A 15,691-nucleotide genomic window follows, 5' to 3' on the forward strand; every position below is an offset into this window, starting at 1 on the left:
AGAATTTATTGAAATAGTTAACAAAATTTAATATTTTTTGACATCGAACGCTCCATTTGAAATTTCTCTTGGAAAATACAAAATATTTTTGGTAGTTGGCTGGTTGATATGCGCAGAAAGAATCTGCGTTTCCGCGTCTTCTAATTTTATTTTTTCTCCAGATTTATTCAACAGAAAAATTGGTTGTTTCTCTGTATCATAAGGAAGCAATGTTCTGCTAATTTGTTCTACAAGCAATTCTCCGTTATCAATTTCGAAAAAATGATTTACTTTTTTTATTTTTTCATTAATTAAATCTTGCTCAAATGGATGAGAAGAAAACACCGTTTTTGGGAATTTCCTTTGCGCTACCGCTTTACAAAAATAACTCAGCACAAAATCGTCTGCATTTTGCCACATTTTTATCGCCGAAAGCATATCTGTATCGTCTAATTGAGTAAATCTATTGATTACTTCGTCTGTCGCCTTTTCAAAATTTGTTTTGTATAGAAAATATTTTAAATTTCCGTAAGCTTCAATATTTTTGCCTTCCGAGATTAATTGTTTGGCTCTGTTCAAGATTTTAACCAAAAGATGTTCTGCCAAAGCAGAAGTTTTGTGATAATACACTTGCCAATACATAAACATTCTCGCCGTAAGGAAATTTTCGATAGAATACACTCCTTTTTCGTCTATCACCAATTCGTCTTCGCAAACATTCATCATCGAGATTATTCTTTGTGTATTAACGCTACCTTCCGAAACGCCTGTAAAAAAGCTATCTCTCTTTAAATAATCTAATCTATCAACATCTAACTGAGACGAAATCAACTGATTAAAAAACTTCCTATGATATTTCCCTTGAAACATCTCCAAAGCCATTGACAATTCACCATCAAATTCTTCATTAATTTTGTTCATTAATAGAATTGAAATTTTCTCGTGATGCCAATCTTCCATCAAAAGATTTTCTAAAGCGTGAGAAAAAGGACCATGCCCAACATCGTGAAGCAAAATTGCCAACATTGCAGATTTTTCTTCTTCCTTAGAGATTTTAACGCCTTTCAGTTTCAACGTTTCTAAAGCTGTAAACATAAGATGCATTGCTCCTAATGCGTGATGAAATCTTGTGTGCGTAGCTCCCGGGAAAACCAAACTCAACAAACCAGTTTGCGAAATTCTGCGCAATCTCTGAAAAAAACGATGCTCTACAACATCAAAAAGAATTTCGTGGGGAATTTTTATAAAACCGTGTACCGGATCGTTGATAATTTTCAGCTTGTTGATGCTCATTATAATTAAAAAATGATGATTGATAAATGATTCTACAAAACTAATGAAATTTAGTTTAACTAATTTTTAACCAATTTTAAATTATTTTATACATTATTTAAGACACATTTGGCGTAATTTTGGAAATACAATTTTAAAGTTAAAAGTTAAAAGTTGGAAGTTGAAATTAAAGTTCTAAAACTTAAACTCAACCTTAAACTTAAAATATCCTCAACCTAAAAAATAATTTATGTCGAAAATAATTTGGATAGATGATGAAGTAGATTTACTAAAACCACACATCGTTTTTCTTGAAAATAAAGGCTACGCCGTAACTCCTGTAAACAACGTAAACGAAGCTTTAGAAATCATTGAAACAGAAAAATTTCAATTGGCTTTGCTAGACGAAAATATGCCAGGAATTTCAGGTTTGGAAGCGATTCCTATGCTCAAAAATTTAGATTCTTCTATTAAAATCGTGATGGTAACCAAAAACGAAGAAGAACATATTATGGAACAAGCAATTGGTTCTCAAATTTCAGATTACATTCTAAAACCTGTAAATCCGAATCAAATTTTGCTTTCGTTAAAGAAAAATCTTCAAGAAGACGATTTGGTAGAACAAAAAACCAAATTAGAATATCAGCAAGAGTTTAGAAATCTTTCTATGGAACTGAGTTATCTAAATTCTTACCAAGAATGGGCAGAATATTACAAGAAAATCCTTAATTGGGAAATAAAATTCGATAAGGTTTTTGATAATGAATTTGCAGATTTATTACAATCTCAAAAAGAAGAAGCCAACATACAATTTTCTAAATTCATCGAAAAAAACTACGAAAATTGGCTCAATTCTCCCGAAAAACCAATAATGTCTCACACCGCTTTCAAAGAAAAAGTAAAACCCGTTTTAGAAAAAGACAAAGTTTTGCTCCTGATGGTTGACAATTTGAGATATGACCAATGGAAAGTGGTAGAACCTATTTTTTCTAAATTTTACAATAAAGTTTCAGAAGATTATTATTTCAGTATTTTACCTACAGCAACGCAATATGCCAGAAATTCGTTTTTTGCAGGATTAATGCCTTCGGAGATTGAAAAACGTTTCCCAGACAAATGGTTTAATGATAACGAAGAAGGGAACAAAAATGAATTTGAACGCGATTTTTTGGAAGACCAAATGAAAAGAATTGGTTTGCAAAGCAAGTCTATGAAATATCTAAAAGTGCTAAATGCAGACTTCGAGAGAAAAATTTTAGACGATTTCAATCAACACAAAAACAACGATTTATTGGTAATTGTTTATAATTTTATCGATATTCTTTCTCATGCAAAAACAGACAATCACATTGTGGATCAATTAATTAGAGACGACAAAACTTTTAGAAGCCTCACTTACAATTGGTTCGAGAACTCTTCTTTAATTAAAATTATAAAATTAGCTGCCGAAAACGGTTTTAAACTCGCCATTACCACAGACCACGGAATGGTTTACGTTAAAAAACCTTCGCAGGTAGTTGGCGACAGAGAAACCAGCACCAACATTCGTTATAAAACTGGTAAATCTCTTACTTACGACGAAAAAGACGTTTGGGCTGTTACCAATCCTGAAAAATTATTTTTACCAAAAGGCAACCTCAGCAGCAAATATATTTTTGCTAAAAACAACATCTTTTTGGCGTATCCAAAAAATTACAATCATTTTGTAAATTATTATAAAGACACGTATCAACACGGCGGAATTTCGCTAGAAGAAGTGATAATCCCGATAAGTATATTAGAACCTAAGTAGTTTTTTCATAGTTTATTATACTTAGGCGATAAGCGGAAAAAATCTCGAGATTTTTTCCGCTTTTTTATTCCCCTCTTTTAGAGGGGTGTCAAAATCAAAGATTTTGACGGGGTGTTTAATTCATATTTTTTTTCATAATTTTGGAACTCAAAATCTAATAAAAATGAAATTTTTTTTTAATTTTTCTGTATTATTTATCATAATAATTTTTAATCTTTCTTCTTGCTCACAGAATTCAAATATTAAAAACGGCATTTATAATGCTGCAAATAATGATTTATTTTATGCCATAGAAATTAATAAAAATAGTAAAAAAATAATTTTTTATCAGCTTGAATCTTATACAGGAATAGCCCCTACTTCTAAAGAAACATTTAATTTAAATTTGTCAAATTCCAAACAAAGTAAAAAAGATTTTAAATTTTTTCACAAAGGAGACTTTGAAATTCTTGATGATAAAATAATAGTAACTAATCTTGAAAGTGATATGCTTCCATCTGAAAAACCTAAAAAAATTGAGGGAAATATATCTAATTATAAAATCGAATTTAATTGTGAAGAAATTTCGAAATATTTTTCTGGAAATATCATTTCTTGTAAATCAAAAGAAATAGTGTTTATTAAAAATTAAAATATGTCTCAAACATTCCAAATAGAAAAAATAGAAGATTGGCAAAAAATTGTTGATGAAATTTTGCCCAACTTACAATACAATATCCTTTTGTTAAAAGGAAATCTTGGCGCTGGCAAAACTACATTTTCACAGTTTTTAATGAAAAATCTAGGCAGCACAGACGAAGTTTCGTCTCCTACTTATGCCATTGTAAACGAATACAACTCGCCAAAAGGAAAAGTATTTCACTTTGACCTTTATCGTCTCAAAAAAATAGAAGAAGCTTATGATTTTGGTATTGAAGAATATCTAGACAATGCTTTTCTGTGCATTATAGAATGGCCAGAAATCTATGAAGAAGAATTGGCAGACTTGCCACACCACGAAATGAAAATCACCAATAAAGGAGATTACAGAGAAGTAGTTTTCGAATAATTGAATGGTTGATTAATCTCATTTCTGTGTTGATAAATTTTGAGTTTTAAATCCCTAATTTTTAGTATCTTTGTCGTTTCAAAATAGACTAAAATGAGTTCTACGATATTTACTCCATTTACTGGGGAACAATTGATGCCGAAGGAAGAGAAATTAGAAGTACTGAAAAAAGGTAAAAAATTCAGTATTGGGATTCCTAAGGAAACTTGTCTTAACGAAAAACGCATCTGCATTACTCCAGATGCCGTGCAAGTTTTGGTAGAACAAGGTCATGATATTATTATAGAATCTGGCGCAGGAATACCTTCTTATTTTTCGGATTTACAATTTTCTGAAGCCGGAGCTCAGATTTCTTCAGATGCAAAAGAAGTGTACGGACAGGATTTAGTTCTAAAAATTAATCCACCAACAGACGAAGAAATGGATTACTTAAAACCAAATGCTTATTTGGTTTCTGCACTTCAAATCAATCTTAGAGATAAAGAATATTTCAAAAAATTAGCCGAAAAAAAAGTAAACGCCATCGCTTTTGAATTTATAATGGACGAATATCACCAATTGTCTCTTATTAGATTAATTGGAGAAATTGCAGGCGCTACTTCCATTCTTTACGCATCTGAACTTTTGTCTAAATCAAACGGATTAATGCTTGGCGGAATTACCGGTGTAAGACCTACAGAAGTGGTAATTTTAGGAGCTGGCATTGTAGGAGAAATTGCTACTAAAGCAGCCATAGGACTTGGTGCAAGTGTAAAAGTTTTTGACAATTCTCTGTCTAAACTTAGAAGATTACACACCATTATAGACAGCAGAGTTCCTACATCTATTATAGACCCAAAAGAATTAAGAAAAAGCCTAAGAAGAGCAGATGTTGTAATTGGAGCATTACCAAGATTAAATGTGCCTCCAATTGTAACCGAAGAAATGGTAAAATTGATGAAAAAAGGCAGCGTAATTATAGATTTAACTATTGATTACGGAAAATGTATAGAAACCACAGAAATTACAACTCACGAAGATCCTGTAATTATAAAACATGATATTCTGCATTGCGGTTTGCCAAACATGACATCTAGAATGCCTAGAACAACTACAAAAGCTATTTCTAATTTTTTCTTAAGTTATCTTCTCAATTATGACGAAGAAGGTGGTTTTGAAAATGTATTATTAAAAAGAAACGAAATGAAACAGTCTCTTTATATGTACAAAGGAAGACACACCAAAAAAGTAATTTGCGACAAGTTTGATTTAACTTACCACGACATTAATTTGTTGATTTTTTAAAAAAAATATTTAAAAATATAAATTCAACCTTGTTAGAGTAACTTTCTTTAACAAGGTTTTTTTAAAATAATGAGAAAACTAAAATTTTATCTAATAGGATTATTGCCCGGTTTATTAATTGTATTTTTTATTCTGAATAAAAAAGGAGCAAGTTGCAGCGGTTACCTCCCGAATTCTAGGGTAATAGCAGAAACGCTTTCTAAAGAATTTACCTATTCGGAAGAATTTAAAACCCAAATGCAAAATTTAAAAATAAACGAAAACTTCTTAAAAGACAGCATTTTACAAAAAGGAGAAATAAATTTCGATAGAAGCAAAGCTCAGCAAGAACCTTGCCCGCAATATCTATTGGTTTCTCCGGAAAAAAATTCTAAATATGAAATTACATTCGAGAAATGTAAAAATGAAGCTAAATTTTTAACTTTGAAAAAATTATAAAATATGTTTGGCAAAAAACCATCAGAACTTTCAATTGAACAATTAAAAAAACTAAGAAAATTCAGTATCGGATTTCTTATCGGTTTGTGCTTACTTTGGGTTTGTATTTTATTTTACATGCATACCGCCGAGAAGCCAATCTCAGTTTTCATAGCAGTTGCCATTGCTTCTATGGTTCCAAATTTTATCAATTTAATAAATTTTTCAAACGAAATAAAAAAAAGAGAAAACAAATAATTTAACTATTAACAAATGAAAGTAGCAGTAATAGGAGTTGGTTTAATAGGTGGTTCATTAGCACTAAGACTTAGAGAAAATAATTTTGCTAATGAATTTATTGGCATTGATAAATCTGAAAATCACCTTCAGGAAGCATTAGATTTAGGAATTATAGACCGTGCAGAAACTTTTGAAGAAGGAATAAAAAGTGCAGACCTCATTATTGTTGCCATCCCTGTAGATGCTACCGCAAAAATTTTACCCAAAGTTTTAGATTTAGTTACAGACCAACAAACCGTAATGGATGTAGGTTCTACAAAATCTGGAATTGTAGAAGCCATTAAAAATCACCCAAAAAGAAATAGATATGTGGCTTTTCACCCTATGTGGGGAACCGAAAACAGTGGACCAAAATCTGCGCAAAAAGAAAGTTTTTCGGGGCGAGCTGCCGTAATTTGCGATAGAGAAGATTCTGCCGAAGATGCTTTTGAATTGGTTGAAAACATTGCAAAAACGCTTCAAATGAACATTATTTTCATGCGTTCTGAAGCTCACGACATACACACCGCATATATTTCGCATATTTCGCACATTACTTCTTATGCTTTGGCAAATACGGTTTTAGAAAAAGAAAGAGAAGAAGATACCATTTTTCAATTGGCGAGTTCTGGGTTCTCTAGCACCGTTCGTTTGGCAAAATCTCATCCCGAAATGTGGGTTCCTATTTTCAAACAAAACAAAAAAAACGTGTTAGACGTTCTAAATGAACACATTACACAATTAAGAAAATTCAAATCTGCTCTGGAAAAAGAAAACTACGAACTTCTGGAAGAACTTATAAGAAATGCCAATAAAATACGTGGAATTTTGAAATAATTAACACTCCGCTACATTCACGGCAACAGCTAAACCTCCTTCAGAAGTTTCTTTGTATTTGTTGTTCATGTCGAGAGCCGTTTCCCACATCGATTTAATAACTTGATCTAAAGAAACTCTCGCTTTAGAAGGATTGCTTTCTAACGCAATTTGCGCTGCAGTAATGGCTTTCATAGCTCCCATAGAATTTCTTTCGATACAAGGAATTTGCACCAAACCACCAATTGGGTCGCAAGTAAGACCAAGATGATGTTCCATCGCAATTTCTGCCGCCATCAAAACCTGAGCTGGGGTTCCGCCAGAAATTTCTGTAAGTGCCGCTGCTGCCATTGCAGAAGAAACGCCAATTTCGGCTTGGCAACCGCCCATTGCAGCAGAAATAGTAGCATTTTTCTTAAAAAGTGTACCAATTTCTCCAGCTACCAAAATAAATCTGATAATATCTTCTTCCGAATTAAATTCTGTAAAAGCCTGAGCATACATCAAAACCGCAGGAATTACACCACTTGCGCCGTTAGTTGGCGCTGTAATTATTCTCCCAAAACTTGCATTTTCTTCGTTTACAGCCAAGGCAAAACAAGAAATCCAACGGGTAACTTTTGTAAAATCTATTTTAGAATTTTTTACAGTTTCAAACCAATGTTCGGCATCGGTAAAAACCATTTCTCCGAGTAATTTTTTGTTAAAATTAGCAGCTCTTCGGCTCACATTTAATCCGCCAGGTAAAATTCCTTCTTTAGAAATTCCTTTATAAATACATTCTTTAATTTGTTGCCAAATATAAAGTGCTTCGGCTCGGGTTTCTTCTTTGGTTCGCCAAGCTTCTTCGTTGATATAAATTAAATCTGAAAACCTTTTGATGTCTAATTTTTCGCAATATTTTATTACATCTTCACCTTTATGACAAGGATAAAGCGTTCTGATACAATTTTCTTTAATTGAATTATCTTCTTTGGTTGCCACAAAACCTCCACCAACAGAATAATAATCTCTTTCTAAAACTTCATCATTTTCAAAAATAACTTTAAAAATCATTCCGTTTGGATGAAAATCTAGAGATTTCTCCATATTCAGCACCAAATTTTCGCCGTAAACGAAAGGTATTTTTTTCTCTTTTCCTAAATTAATTTGGTTAAAATCTTTAATAAGAGCTATTTTATCATCAATTGTATTGGTGTCAATTTCTTTAAATTTTTCACCAGAAAGCGCAAGCATTGCGGCAATATCCGTTCCGTGTCCTACTCCAGTTTTTGCCAAAGAGCCAAAAAATTCCACATAAATTTCTTTCACATTCTGCAAACTTTGAAACTTTTTTATTTCTTCTAAAAACATTTCCGCTGCATTCCAAGGTCCCATGGTGTGAGAAGACGAAGGACCAATTCCTACTTTTATAATTTCAAAGACTGAGATAGACTCCATTTAATTGACGATTTGAGGTTTGAAATTTGAGATTAAAGATTATGTTAAAACATTATTTATTCTTAATTAAATTTTGTTCAAATATAATTTTTTAAATATTAAGAAAAAACTTCATTCAGTATTTTAGAAACTTCTTTGTGTTTGGTAACAGGAAAAAGATGAGTTCCGCCTTTTATCACAAAATCTGGCTTCGAATTTTTGGGCGGAAACACAATGTCTTTATCTGCTAAGATCTGCACTACATCTGGATTTTCTTCGAATTTCCAATCTAAAATTTTATTAATACTCCATTTTAGATAATGTGGATTTTGCACTACAAAATATTTCCAAAATTTTGGATTTTTGGGATCGAATAATTTTCTGAAAAAAGCGTAAGATTTTAAAGTTTTTTCGCCAAAATAACTTTCTGGAATTTTACTGAAAATTTTAGATTTTTTGGCAAGATGAAAAGTAACAGACATCTCTTTTTGAGATTTTATACTTCCGAGAATTACTACTTTTTCGGCTGGTTTTAATTTGTTGATTTCTTGTACCATAATTCCGCCAAAAGAATATCCTAAGAGGCAAAATTTTTCTTTCTCATCAACTGGTTTTGCCATTCTTTTTACAAAATCTTCAAAAGTTTCATCTGCTTCTGGAATGAGCCAATCTATAAAGATAATTTCTGAAAATTTTTCTGGAAAAACAATATTTTCAAAAACTGTTTTATCTGCTCCAAGTCCGCTAATAACGTATAATTTCATCCGTTTTGCTTTATTACGGCTAAGATACGAAGGAAATGCAAAAATACAATGGTAAAAGTGAAAGGTGAATAATAAAAAATCCCGAAGAAAACATCTTCGGGATTTTGTTGCAAAAAATATGAATCAATTATTTTGTTGTAAATTTAACAACCAAATCAATATCGTCTTTTACTACTACATCTTGCATAGTAGATTTGTAAGCAATGTCCCATTTTTGTCTGTCGATTGTAAATTTGTCAGAAACAAAGTTTACAGCACCTTTGTTAACAGTAATTTTAGCAGGGAAAGAAACTGCATTAGTTTTTCCTTTAGCAGTAAGTGTACCAGAAACTACACTTTTACCATTAGCTGCTTTTTTAACAGAAGTAATTTTGAAAGTTGCAGTTGGGAATTTATCAACTTCGAAGAAATCGCCATTTTTAAGGTGACCGTTTAATTTTTGTTGATATTCACCTTGTAAATCTGTAGAGCTAATGGAAGTCATATCTAAAACAAAAGTACCACCAACTACTTGATTTCCTTTAAGAACAACAGCACCAGATTTTACATTTAAAGTTCCATCGTGAGAAGAAGCTTCAGTTTTTGCCAATTTATAACCCCACCAGTGAACGTCTGAAGTTGCTACTTTTTTGGTTTGCCCGAATGCTAAACCTACTACTAACACGAATAATAAAGCTAAGTTTTTAGTCATTTTTTTTTAATTTTTAAGAGTTAATTTTTTTTGATGGGACAAAAGTAGTCTTATTAAGATACATATTTCATTGATGTATGTTAAGAAATTTAAATACGCTTGTTTTATGCTATCTATAAATGAAGCTTCGCCCAGAAATATCTAAGCGAAGCTACGTATAAAAACTTAAAAATTATGAAAAGACTTAGTCTTCTGAAAAAGCGCCATAATAGGCAGCTCCCAGAAGAGCAGTTTTGCTATTTAAAATTAAGTGAATAGGAATTTCTTTAAGAAGATGTTCCATTTTATCACTTACAATAAAATTCTGATAAAATTTAGATTTATTAAGGAAATTATAAATTTTCGGTGGTATGCCTCCTCCTAAAAGTAAACCTCCGGTTGCTTTTAATTTAAGCACCAAACTGGTTGCTTCTCTTGCAATAAATTCTACAAACATTTCCATTGCCATTACGCAAGTCATATTCAATTCTCGCATTGCGGTATGACTAATTACAGCAGAAGGGTCATCATGTTCGAATTGCTGAGTGAGCCAAGCTGGTTCTTCGTGTTTTTTAATATCTCTTAAAAATCTATAAATATTAAATAACCCGGGACCAGAGATTACGGTTTCCCAACTTACAATGCCATAAATTTGTTGTAAATATTGGTAAAATTCAACTTCTAGATTATTTCTTGGCGAAAATTCAGAGTGTCCACCTTCTGTAGCAAAAGGTCTTAGAGATTGTCCGTCCCAAAAAAGACCAGCTTCTCCTAAACCTGTACCTGGCGCCAAAATAGCCACATTACCACCAATTGCAGGATTGCCTTCGTGGATGGTTGCTAGATAGCCTTCATTAATTTCTGCCAAGCCATAAGCTGTAGATTCTAAATCGTTTATTAAACAAACTTTTTCTACCAGCGTTTCATTTTTTATTTGATTGGTATCCAAAGACCAAGGCAAATTAGTTGTGATACACTTACCATTCAAGACAGGACCTGCCACACCAATAGAAATTCTATTTGGTTTTTCTAAATTATATTCTCTAATAAATTTTTGAATAATGTGAGAAAAAGACTGATGCGTTTTAGAAGAATAGGTAGCCTCTTCTTTTAGCACCAACATACCATCTTCAGATTCAAACCATCCTACATTAGTTTTTGTTCCACCAATATCTGCTGCTAAAATGGAAATTTTATTGTTTTTATCACTTTTTCTTCCTGGTAAAAACAATGGGAAATTAATTTGTGTGTTCATTTTACTCATATAATTTGGACTTCAAAAGTATGAAATCATACCTTTTTATCCCAATTTGATGATATGAGATATATCAAAAATGCAAAAAAATTCTCGAAAATTTAAAAAATTCTTTCGAGAGCTAAAAAAATTAAATAATTGAGAAAACTGATTTTGTTAATCCTAAAAATAGAATCGTTTATTTTTGAGCTAAAGGTTCATTAGCTTCAAGTTTCTGTTTTTTACTGAAAAATTTCTTTGCAAAATAATCTATCACCAAAGGTGTTGCGTACGCTATCGCTGCTGATAAAATCTTATTTAAAATTCCTTTTTTCATCTTTGTTATATTTTCAATTAAAAAATAACTCACTTCTTATATTTACAAAATTGTTCAAAATATAGTAAATCTTATTTATAAAATTTCAGAAATAATTTACATAATCATAATAAAAAAAACCGACTGAAAATCAATCGGTTTAGATATTTACTTAACAAAATAACTTAACTAAGTCCTGTTATTTTTCCAAATTTATCTATATCCATTCCTTCTGCGGCAGGCACACTTGGCAAACCAGGCATCCTCATCATATCTCCTAAAATCGGGATAATAAAACCTGCGCCAGCTGCAAATTCAAACTCTCGAACTGTAACTTTGAAACCTTTTGGTCTGCCTATTTTCTTTTCGTCGTCACTTAATGATTTTTGAGTTTTTGCCATACAAATTGGCAATTTATCCAAACCTAAACTATAAATAGACTTCAATTGATTGAGTGCTTTTTGAGAAAAAACCACCGCATCTGCTCCGTAAACTTCTTTGGCAATTGTTTCAATTTTATTTTCCACGGTGTCTTCCACATTGTATAATGGCTTGAAATCGTTGCCACAATTTGCAGCACAATGCACTACTTCTTCCGCCAATTCAATCATTCCTTCTCCACCTTTGGTAAATTCATCTGCAAGAATTGCTTTCACTCCTAATTTTTCGCATTCAGATTTTACAAAATTAATTTCCTCATCCGAATCTGTAGCAAAATGATTAATCGCAACGATAGGTTTTAAACCAAATTTAAAACTATTTTCAATGTGTTTTTTAAGATTTTCAATTCCTTTTTCTACAGCTTGTAAATTAGGATTTTCATATTCTCCTTTCTTAGCACCACCATGATAGCGCAAAGCTCTAACTGTGGCAACCAAAACATAAGCCGACGGTTTAAGACCTGAATAATGTCCTTTTATATGAAGAAATTTTTCAGCGCCCAAATCTGCCCCAAAACCAGCTTCCGTCACTACATAATCAGCCAAAGAAAGTCCCATTTTGGTAGCAATTATGGTGTTAGTTCCCTGTGCAATATTGGCAAAAGGACCACCGTGAAGAATTGCAGGATTTCCTTCTAAAGTTTGAACTAAATTCGGGCGAATAGCATCTTTCAATAAAATTGCCATAGCACCTTCTGCATTCAAATCTCTGGCATAAATTGGTTTTTTATCAAAAGTATAACCTACGAAAATATTTCCCAATCTATTTTTTAAATCTTCGAAATCTTTAGAAAGACAAAGAATTGCCATCACTTCAGACGCTGGTGTAATATTGAAACCTTCTTCTCTGGTAATTCCGTTATTAGAACCACCCAAACCTATTACAATCTGGCGAAGACTTCTATCGTTCATGTCCATTACTCGTTTCCAAACGATGGTTCTTGGGTCTATATTTAAAGTTCTTTTTTTATCTTGAAGATTATTATCAATGAGTGCAGAAAGTAAATTATTGGCTTTTTCCACCGCAGAAAAATCTCCCGTAAAATGCAAATTAATATCTACCATGGGAATTACTTGTGCATATCCTCCACCTGCAGCACCACCTTTTATACCAAAAACTGGCCCTAAACTAGGTTCTCTCAAAACAGCAATTGTTTTTTTACCAATTTTATTCAAACCATCGCTCAAACCAACAGAAACCGTGGTTTTTCCTTCTCCTGCAGGAGTTGGATTAATGGCTGAAACCAAAATTAATTTAGAATTTTTAATTTTTTCTTCATCAATATATTTAAGAGGAATTTTGGCTTTGTACTTCCCGTAATATTCTAAATCTTCTCGGTCTATACTTATTTTATCGGCAATATCTCTAATGTGTTTTATGGATGCAGATTGTGCAATTTCTAAATCTGTAGGAAAACTCATAAATTCTGTATTTATTTCTTCTCAAAAGTACAAGTATTTAGACAAATAGTGAAAATTTTCAACTTGAAATTTATCAACAAAAGCAAATAGTGGATTTTTTTCATATAAATGAATTTTAACATTAAAAATAAACAAAAAGCAATATGAAATTCGTTCTAAATTTTCACCCTAAAAATCAATGCATACTGATAAATTTAAAATTCATTTAACAAATAATAGAATCAATAAAAAAACTCCACTCAAAATTGAGTGGAGTTTCTATTTTTATACTTCTTCTGTAGGTTATTCTCCTTCTGGTTTTGGAGCTTCGCCTTCAGTTTTTGGCTTTTGTTCTGGTCTTGGTGGTCTTGGTAAAAGAACTTTTCTAGAAAGTCTCATTTTCTTACGGTCGTCATAACCCATAAATTTCACTTCTACTTCGTCGCCTTCTTGGTAAGGAACTTTTGCTGTTCTTTCCCAAGCGATTTCTGAGATGTGTAATAAACCTTCGGTTCCTTTTGCTAATGCTACAAAAGCCCCAAATTCCATTACTTTCACTACTTTACCTTTGTAAACTTCTCCTACTACAGGCACAAAAGTAATTTCGTTAATTCTAGCAATAGCAGCGTTTATTTTATCGCGGTCAGTTCCAGAGATTTCAATTCTACCAATTTCTCCCATTTCTTCAATTGAGATTACAGTATCAGTATCTTTTTGAAGTTGTTGAATAATTTTACCGCCAGGTCCTATTACTGCACCGATGAAATCTTTAGAAATTTCTAAAATTTCCATTTTCGGAGCGTGAGGTTTCACATCAGCTCTTGGTTTATCAATTGTTTTAAGAATTTCTCCTAAAATGTGAAGTCTTCCTTCTTTAGCTTGGTTAAGAGCAGTTTCCATAATATCCATTGTCAAACCTTGGATTTTAATATCCATTTGACAAGCAGTAATTCCGTCTGCAGAACCTGTTACTTTGAAGTCCATATCACCTAAGTGGTCTTCGTCTCCTAAAATATCAGAAAGAACGGTAAATTTACCAGATTTAGGGTCGGTAATTAATCCCATTGCGATACCAGAAACTGGTTTTTTAATTTGCACACCAGCATCCATTAATGCTAGAGTACCTGCACAAACAGTAGCCATAGAAGAAGAACCGTTAGATTCTAAAATATCTGAAACTACTCTAATAGTGTAAGGATTCTCAGTAGGAATCATTCCTGCTAAAGCTCTTTGAGCTAAGTTACCGTGACCAACTTCTCTTCTAGAAGTTCCTCTTAGAGGTCTTGCTTCACCCGTTGAGAATGGTGGAAAATTATAATGTAAGAAGAATTTTTCGTCGTAATTAATCGCAACAGAATCTACCATATTGGCATCTTTTACAGAACCAAGAGTAACTGCTGTAAGCGATTGCGTTTCACCTCTTGTAAAGATTGCAGAACCGTGAGCTCCTGGCAAATAATCTATCTCGCTCCAAATTGGTCTAATGGTTTGAGGATCTCTACCGTCTAATCTTATTTTTTCGTTAAGAATCATCTGACGCATTGCTTCTTTTTCTACATCGTGGTAGTAAATTTTAGCAAATGGCTCTACTTCTGCTCTTTCTTCTTCAGAATATTGAGCTAAGAATTCTTCTAAAACTGCAGCAAATTTTTCGTGTCTTTCTTCTTTTCCAGAAGGTACTTTTGCTACGTTATATACTTTATCATAACATTCTGCCCAAACTTTTTCGCGAATTTCTTCGTTGTGTGTTTCGTGGCAGTATTCTCTTTTAGTTTGAGATGCAGGAATTTTAGCAGCTAATCTTTCTTGAGCCTCAATCTGAACTTTAATTTCTTCGTGAGCGAATTTAATAGCATCTAACATTTCTGTTTCAGAAATTTCTTTCATTTCTCCTTCTACCATTACGATAGAATCTTTGGTAGCACCTACCATAATATCTAAATCTGCTTTTTTAAGATTTTCGATACTTGGGTTAATAGAAAGTTCGCCATCTATTCTTACTACTCTTACTTCAGACATTGGTCCGTTGAAAGGAATATCTGTAATTGCAATAGCTGCTGAAGCGGCAAGACCTGCCAAAGCTTCTGGCATTACTTCTTTATCATAAGAAATAAGTGAAATCATCACCTGAACTTCTGCGTGGAAATCTTCTGGGAAAAGCGGACGAAGAACTCTATCTACCAATCTCATCGTTAAAACTTCATCATCAGAAGGTTTTGTTTCTCTACGAAAGAAATTTCCAGGGATTTTACCACCTGCATAATATTTTTCTCTGTAATCTACTGTTAAAGGAAGAAAATCTACACCAGGATTGGCGTCTTTATTAGCGACAACTGTTGCAAGAAGCATCGTTCCGCCACATTTTACTACTACAGAACCGTTTGCTTGTTTTGCTAATTTACCGGTTTCTAGTGTAATTTCTCTACCATCTTTTAGAATAATGGTTTCTGTAATTGCTTGAGGTTTACTCATAAAATAAAAAAATTAAATCTGAAAGAACCTTTCTTTCAGTAATCTGCGTATCTTCTTTAGGCAGATTAAATTGTTAATACTCCGTTTA

The 15,691-nt window shown here is 32.4% G+C and carries 14 protein-coding genes; 6 read left to right on the forward strand and 8 right to left on the reverse strand.

What is annotated here, in order from left to right:
• Nucleotides 1-27: 27 nt before the first annotated feature.
• Nucleotides 28-1,272: an HD domain-containing protein gene (locus tag QM746_RS13315; RefSeq protein ID WP_414984674.1), complete on the reverse strand. Its 1,245-nt coding sequence runs from the start codon at nucleotides 1,270-1,272 to the stop codon at nucleotides 28-30.
• 229 nt (nucleotides 1,273-1,501) lie between these two features.
• Between QM746_RS13315 and QM746_RS13320 the strand changes: the two genes are divergently transcribed.
• From QM746_RS13320 to QM746_RS13345, 6 genes are all read left to right on the forward strand, one after another.
• Nucleotides 1,502-3,043, forward strand: coding sequence for a PglZ domain-containing protein (locus QM746_RS13320; RefSeq protein WP_414984675.1), 1,542 nt, complete (start codon nucleotides 1,502-1,504; stop codon nucleotides 3,041-3,043).
• A 163-nt stretch (nucleotides 3,044-3,206) separates the two neighbouring features.
• Nucleotides 3,207-3,674 carry a hypothetical protein gene (locus tag QM746_RS13325; RefSeq protein ID WP_414984676.1) on the forward strand — a complete coding sequence of 156 codons (468 nt, stop codon included), beginning with the start codon at nucleotides 3,207-3,209 and terminating at the stop codon, nucleotides 3,672-3,674.
• Between the two features lie 3 nt (nucleotides 3,675-3,677).
• Nucleotides 3,678-4,091: a tRNA (adenosine(37)-N6)-threonylcarbamoyltransferase complex ATPase subunit type 1 TsaE gene (gene tsaE, locus QM746_RS13330; RefSeq protein ID WP_414984677.1), complete on the forward strand. Its 414-nt coding sequence runs from the start codon at nucleotides 3,678-3,680 to the stop codon at nucleotides 4,089-4,091.
• Nucleotides 4,092-4,184: 93 nt separating this feature from the next.
• Nucleotides 4,185-5,375: an alanine dehydrogenase gene (locus QM746_RS13335; protein ID WP_414984678.1), complete on the forward strand. Its 1,191-nt coding sequence runs from the start codon at nucleotides 4,185-4,187 to the stop codon at nucleotides 5,373-5,375.
• 69 nt (nucleotides 5,376-5,444) lie between these two features.
• A complete protein-coding gene (locus QM746_RS13340; RefSeq protein ID WP_414984679.1) occupies nucleotides 5,445-5,813 on the forward strand; it encodes a hypothetical protein in 369 nt (122 codons plus the stop codon).
• A 252-nt stretch (nucleotides 5,814-6,065) separates the two neighbouring features.
• The gene (locus tag QM746_RS13345; RefSeq protein WP_414984680.1) at nucleotides 6,066-6,908 is read left to right on the forward strand and encodes a prephenate dehydrogenase; all 843 of its coding nucleotides are present in this window, start codon (nucleotides 6,066-6,068) and stop codon (nucleotides 6,906-6,908) included.
• On the opposite strand, the gene QM746_RS13350 is transcribed toward QM746_RS13345, so the two are convergent.
• The 7 genes from QM746_RS13350 to QM746_RS13380 form a co-directional block, all read right to left on the reverse strand.
• Nucleotides 6,909-8,327 (reverse strand): L-serine ammonia-lyase, encoded by a 1,419-nt coding sequence (locus QM746_RS13350; RefSeq protein WP_414984681.1) that lies wholly within the window; start codon nucleotides 8,325-8,327, stop codon nucleotides 6,909-6,911.
• A 98-nt stretch (nucleotides 8,328-8,425) separates the two neighbouring features.
• The gene (locus tag QM746_RS13355; protein ID WP_414984682.1) at nucleotides 8,426-9,070 is read right to left on the reverse strand and encodes an alpha/beta hydrolase; all 645 of its coding nucleotides are present in this window, start codon (nucleotides 9,068-9,070) and stop codon (nucleotides 8,426-8,428) included.
• Nucleotides 9,071-9,197: 127 nt separating this feature from the next.
• Nucleotides 9,198-9,761: a YceI family protein gene (locus QM746_RS13360; protein ID WP_414984683.1), complete on the reverse strand. Its 564-nt coding sequence runs from the start codon at nucleotides 9,759-9,761 to the stop codon at nucleotides 9,198-9,200.
• 184 nt (nucleotides 9,762-9,945) lie between these two features.
• Nucleotides 9,946-10,995 carry a glucokinase gene (gene glk, locus QM746_RS13365; protein ID WP_414984684.1) on the reverse strand — a complete coding sequence of 350 codons (1,050 nt, stop codon included), beginning with the start codon at nucleotides 10,993-10,995 and terminating at the stop codon, nucleotides 9,946-9,948.
• 178 nt (nucleotides 10,996-11,173) lie between these two features.
• Nucleotides 11,174-11,311, reverse strand: coding sequence for a hypothetical protein (locus QM746_RS13370; protein WP_414984685.1), 138 nt, complete (start codon nucleotides 11,309-11,311; stop codon nucleotides 11,174-11,176).
• A gap of 164 nt (nucleotides 11,312-11,475) precedes the next feature.
• Nucleotides 11,476-13,152 carry a formate--tetrahydrofolate ligase gene (locus tag QM746_RS13375; protein ID WP_414984686.1) on the reverse strand — a complete coding sequence of 559 codons (1,677 nt, stop codon included), beginning with the start codon at nucleotides 13,150-13,152 and terminating at the stop codon, nucleotides 11,476-11,478.
• 282 nt (nucleotides 13,153-13,434) lie between these two features.
• On the reverse strand, nucleotides 13,435-15,603 hold the full coding sequence (locus tag QM746_RS13380) for a polyribonucleotide nucleotidyltransferase (RefSeq protein WP_414984687.1): 2,169 nt from the start codon (nucleotides 15,601-15,603) through the stop codon (nucleotides 13,435-13,437).
• Nucleotides 15,604-15,691 lie beyond the last annotated feature (88 nt).

Source organism: Cloacibacterium sp. (assembly GCF_047601505.1).
GTDB lineage: Bacteria > Bacteroidota > Bacteroidia > Flavobacteriales > Weeksellaceae > Cloacibacterium.

What these genes read in the sequence shown, in the direction of transcription:
- QM746_RS13315 (WP_414984674.1), bottom strand. Translation starts at nt 1,272, where the DNA reads ATGAGCATCAACAAGCTGAAAATTATCAACGATCCGGTACACGGTTTT.
- QM746_RS13320 (WP_414984675.1), top strand. Translation starts at nt 1,502, where the DNA reads ATGTCGAAAATAATTTGGATAGATGATGAAGTAGATTTACTAAAACCA.
- QM746_RS13325 (WP_414984676.1), top strand. Translation starts at nt 3,207, where the DNA reads ATGAAATTTTTTTTTAATTTTTCTGTATTATTTATCATAATAATTTTT.
- tsaE (WP_414984677.1), top strand. Translation starts at nt 3,678, where the DNA reads ATGTCTCAAACATTCCAAATAGAAAAAATAGAAGATTGGCAAAAAATT.
- QM746_RS13335 (WP_414984678.1), top strand. Translation starts at nt 4,185, where the DNA reads ATGAGTTCTACGATATTTACTCCATTTACTGGGGAACAATTGATGCCG.
- QM746_RS13340 (WP_414984679.1), top strand. Translation starts at nt 5,445, where the DNA reads ATGAGAAAACTAAAATTTTATCTAATAGGATTATTGCCCGGTTTATTA.
- QM746_RS13345 (WP_414984680.1), top strand. Translation starts at nt 6,066, where the DNA reads ATGAAAGTAGCAGTAATAGGAGTTGGTTTAATAGGTGGTTCATTAGCA.
- QM746_RS13350 (WP_414984681.1), bottom strand. Translation starts at nt 8,327, where the DNA reads ATGGAGTCTATCTCAGTCTTTGAAATTATAAAAGTAGGAATTGGTCCT.
- QM746_RS13355 (WP_414984682.1), bottom strand. Translation starts at nt 9,070, where the DNA reads ATGAAATTATACGTTATTAGCGGACTTGGAGCAGATAAAACAGTTTTT.
- QM746_RS13360 (WP_414984683.1), bottom strand. Translation starts at nt 9,761, where the DNA reads ATGACTAAAAACTTAGCTTTATTATTCGTGTTAGTAGTAGGTTTAGCA.
- glk (WP_414984684.1), bottom strand. Translation starts at nt 10,995, where the DNA reads ATGAACACACAAATTAATTTCCCATTGTTTTTACCAGGAAGAAAAAGT.
- QM746_RS13370 (WP_414984685.1), bottom strand. Translation starts at nt 11,311, where the DNA reads ATGAAAAAAGGAATTTTAAATAAGATTTTATCAGCAGCGATAGCGTAC.
- QM746_RS13375 (WP_414984686.1), bottom strand. Translation starts at nt 13,152, where the DNA reads ATGAGTTTTCCTACAGATTTAGAAATTGCACAATCTGCATCCATAAAA.
- QM746_RS13380 (WP_414984687.1), bottom strand. Translation starts at nt 15,603, where the DNA reads ATGAGTAAACCTCAAGCAATTACAGAAACCATTATTCTAAAAGATGGT.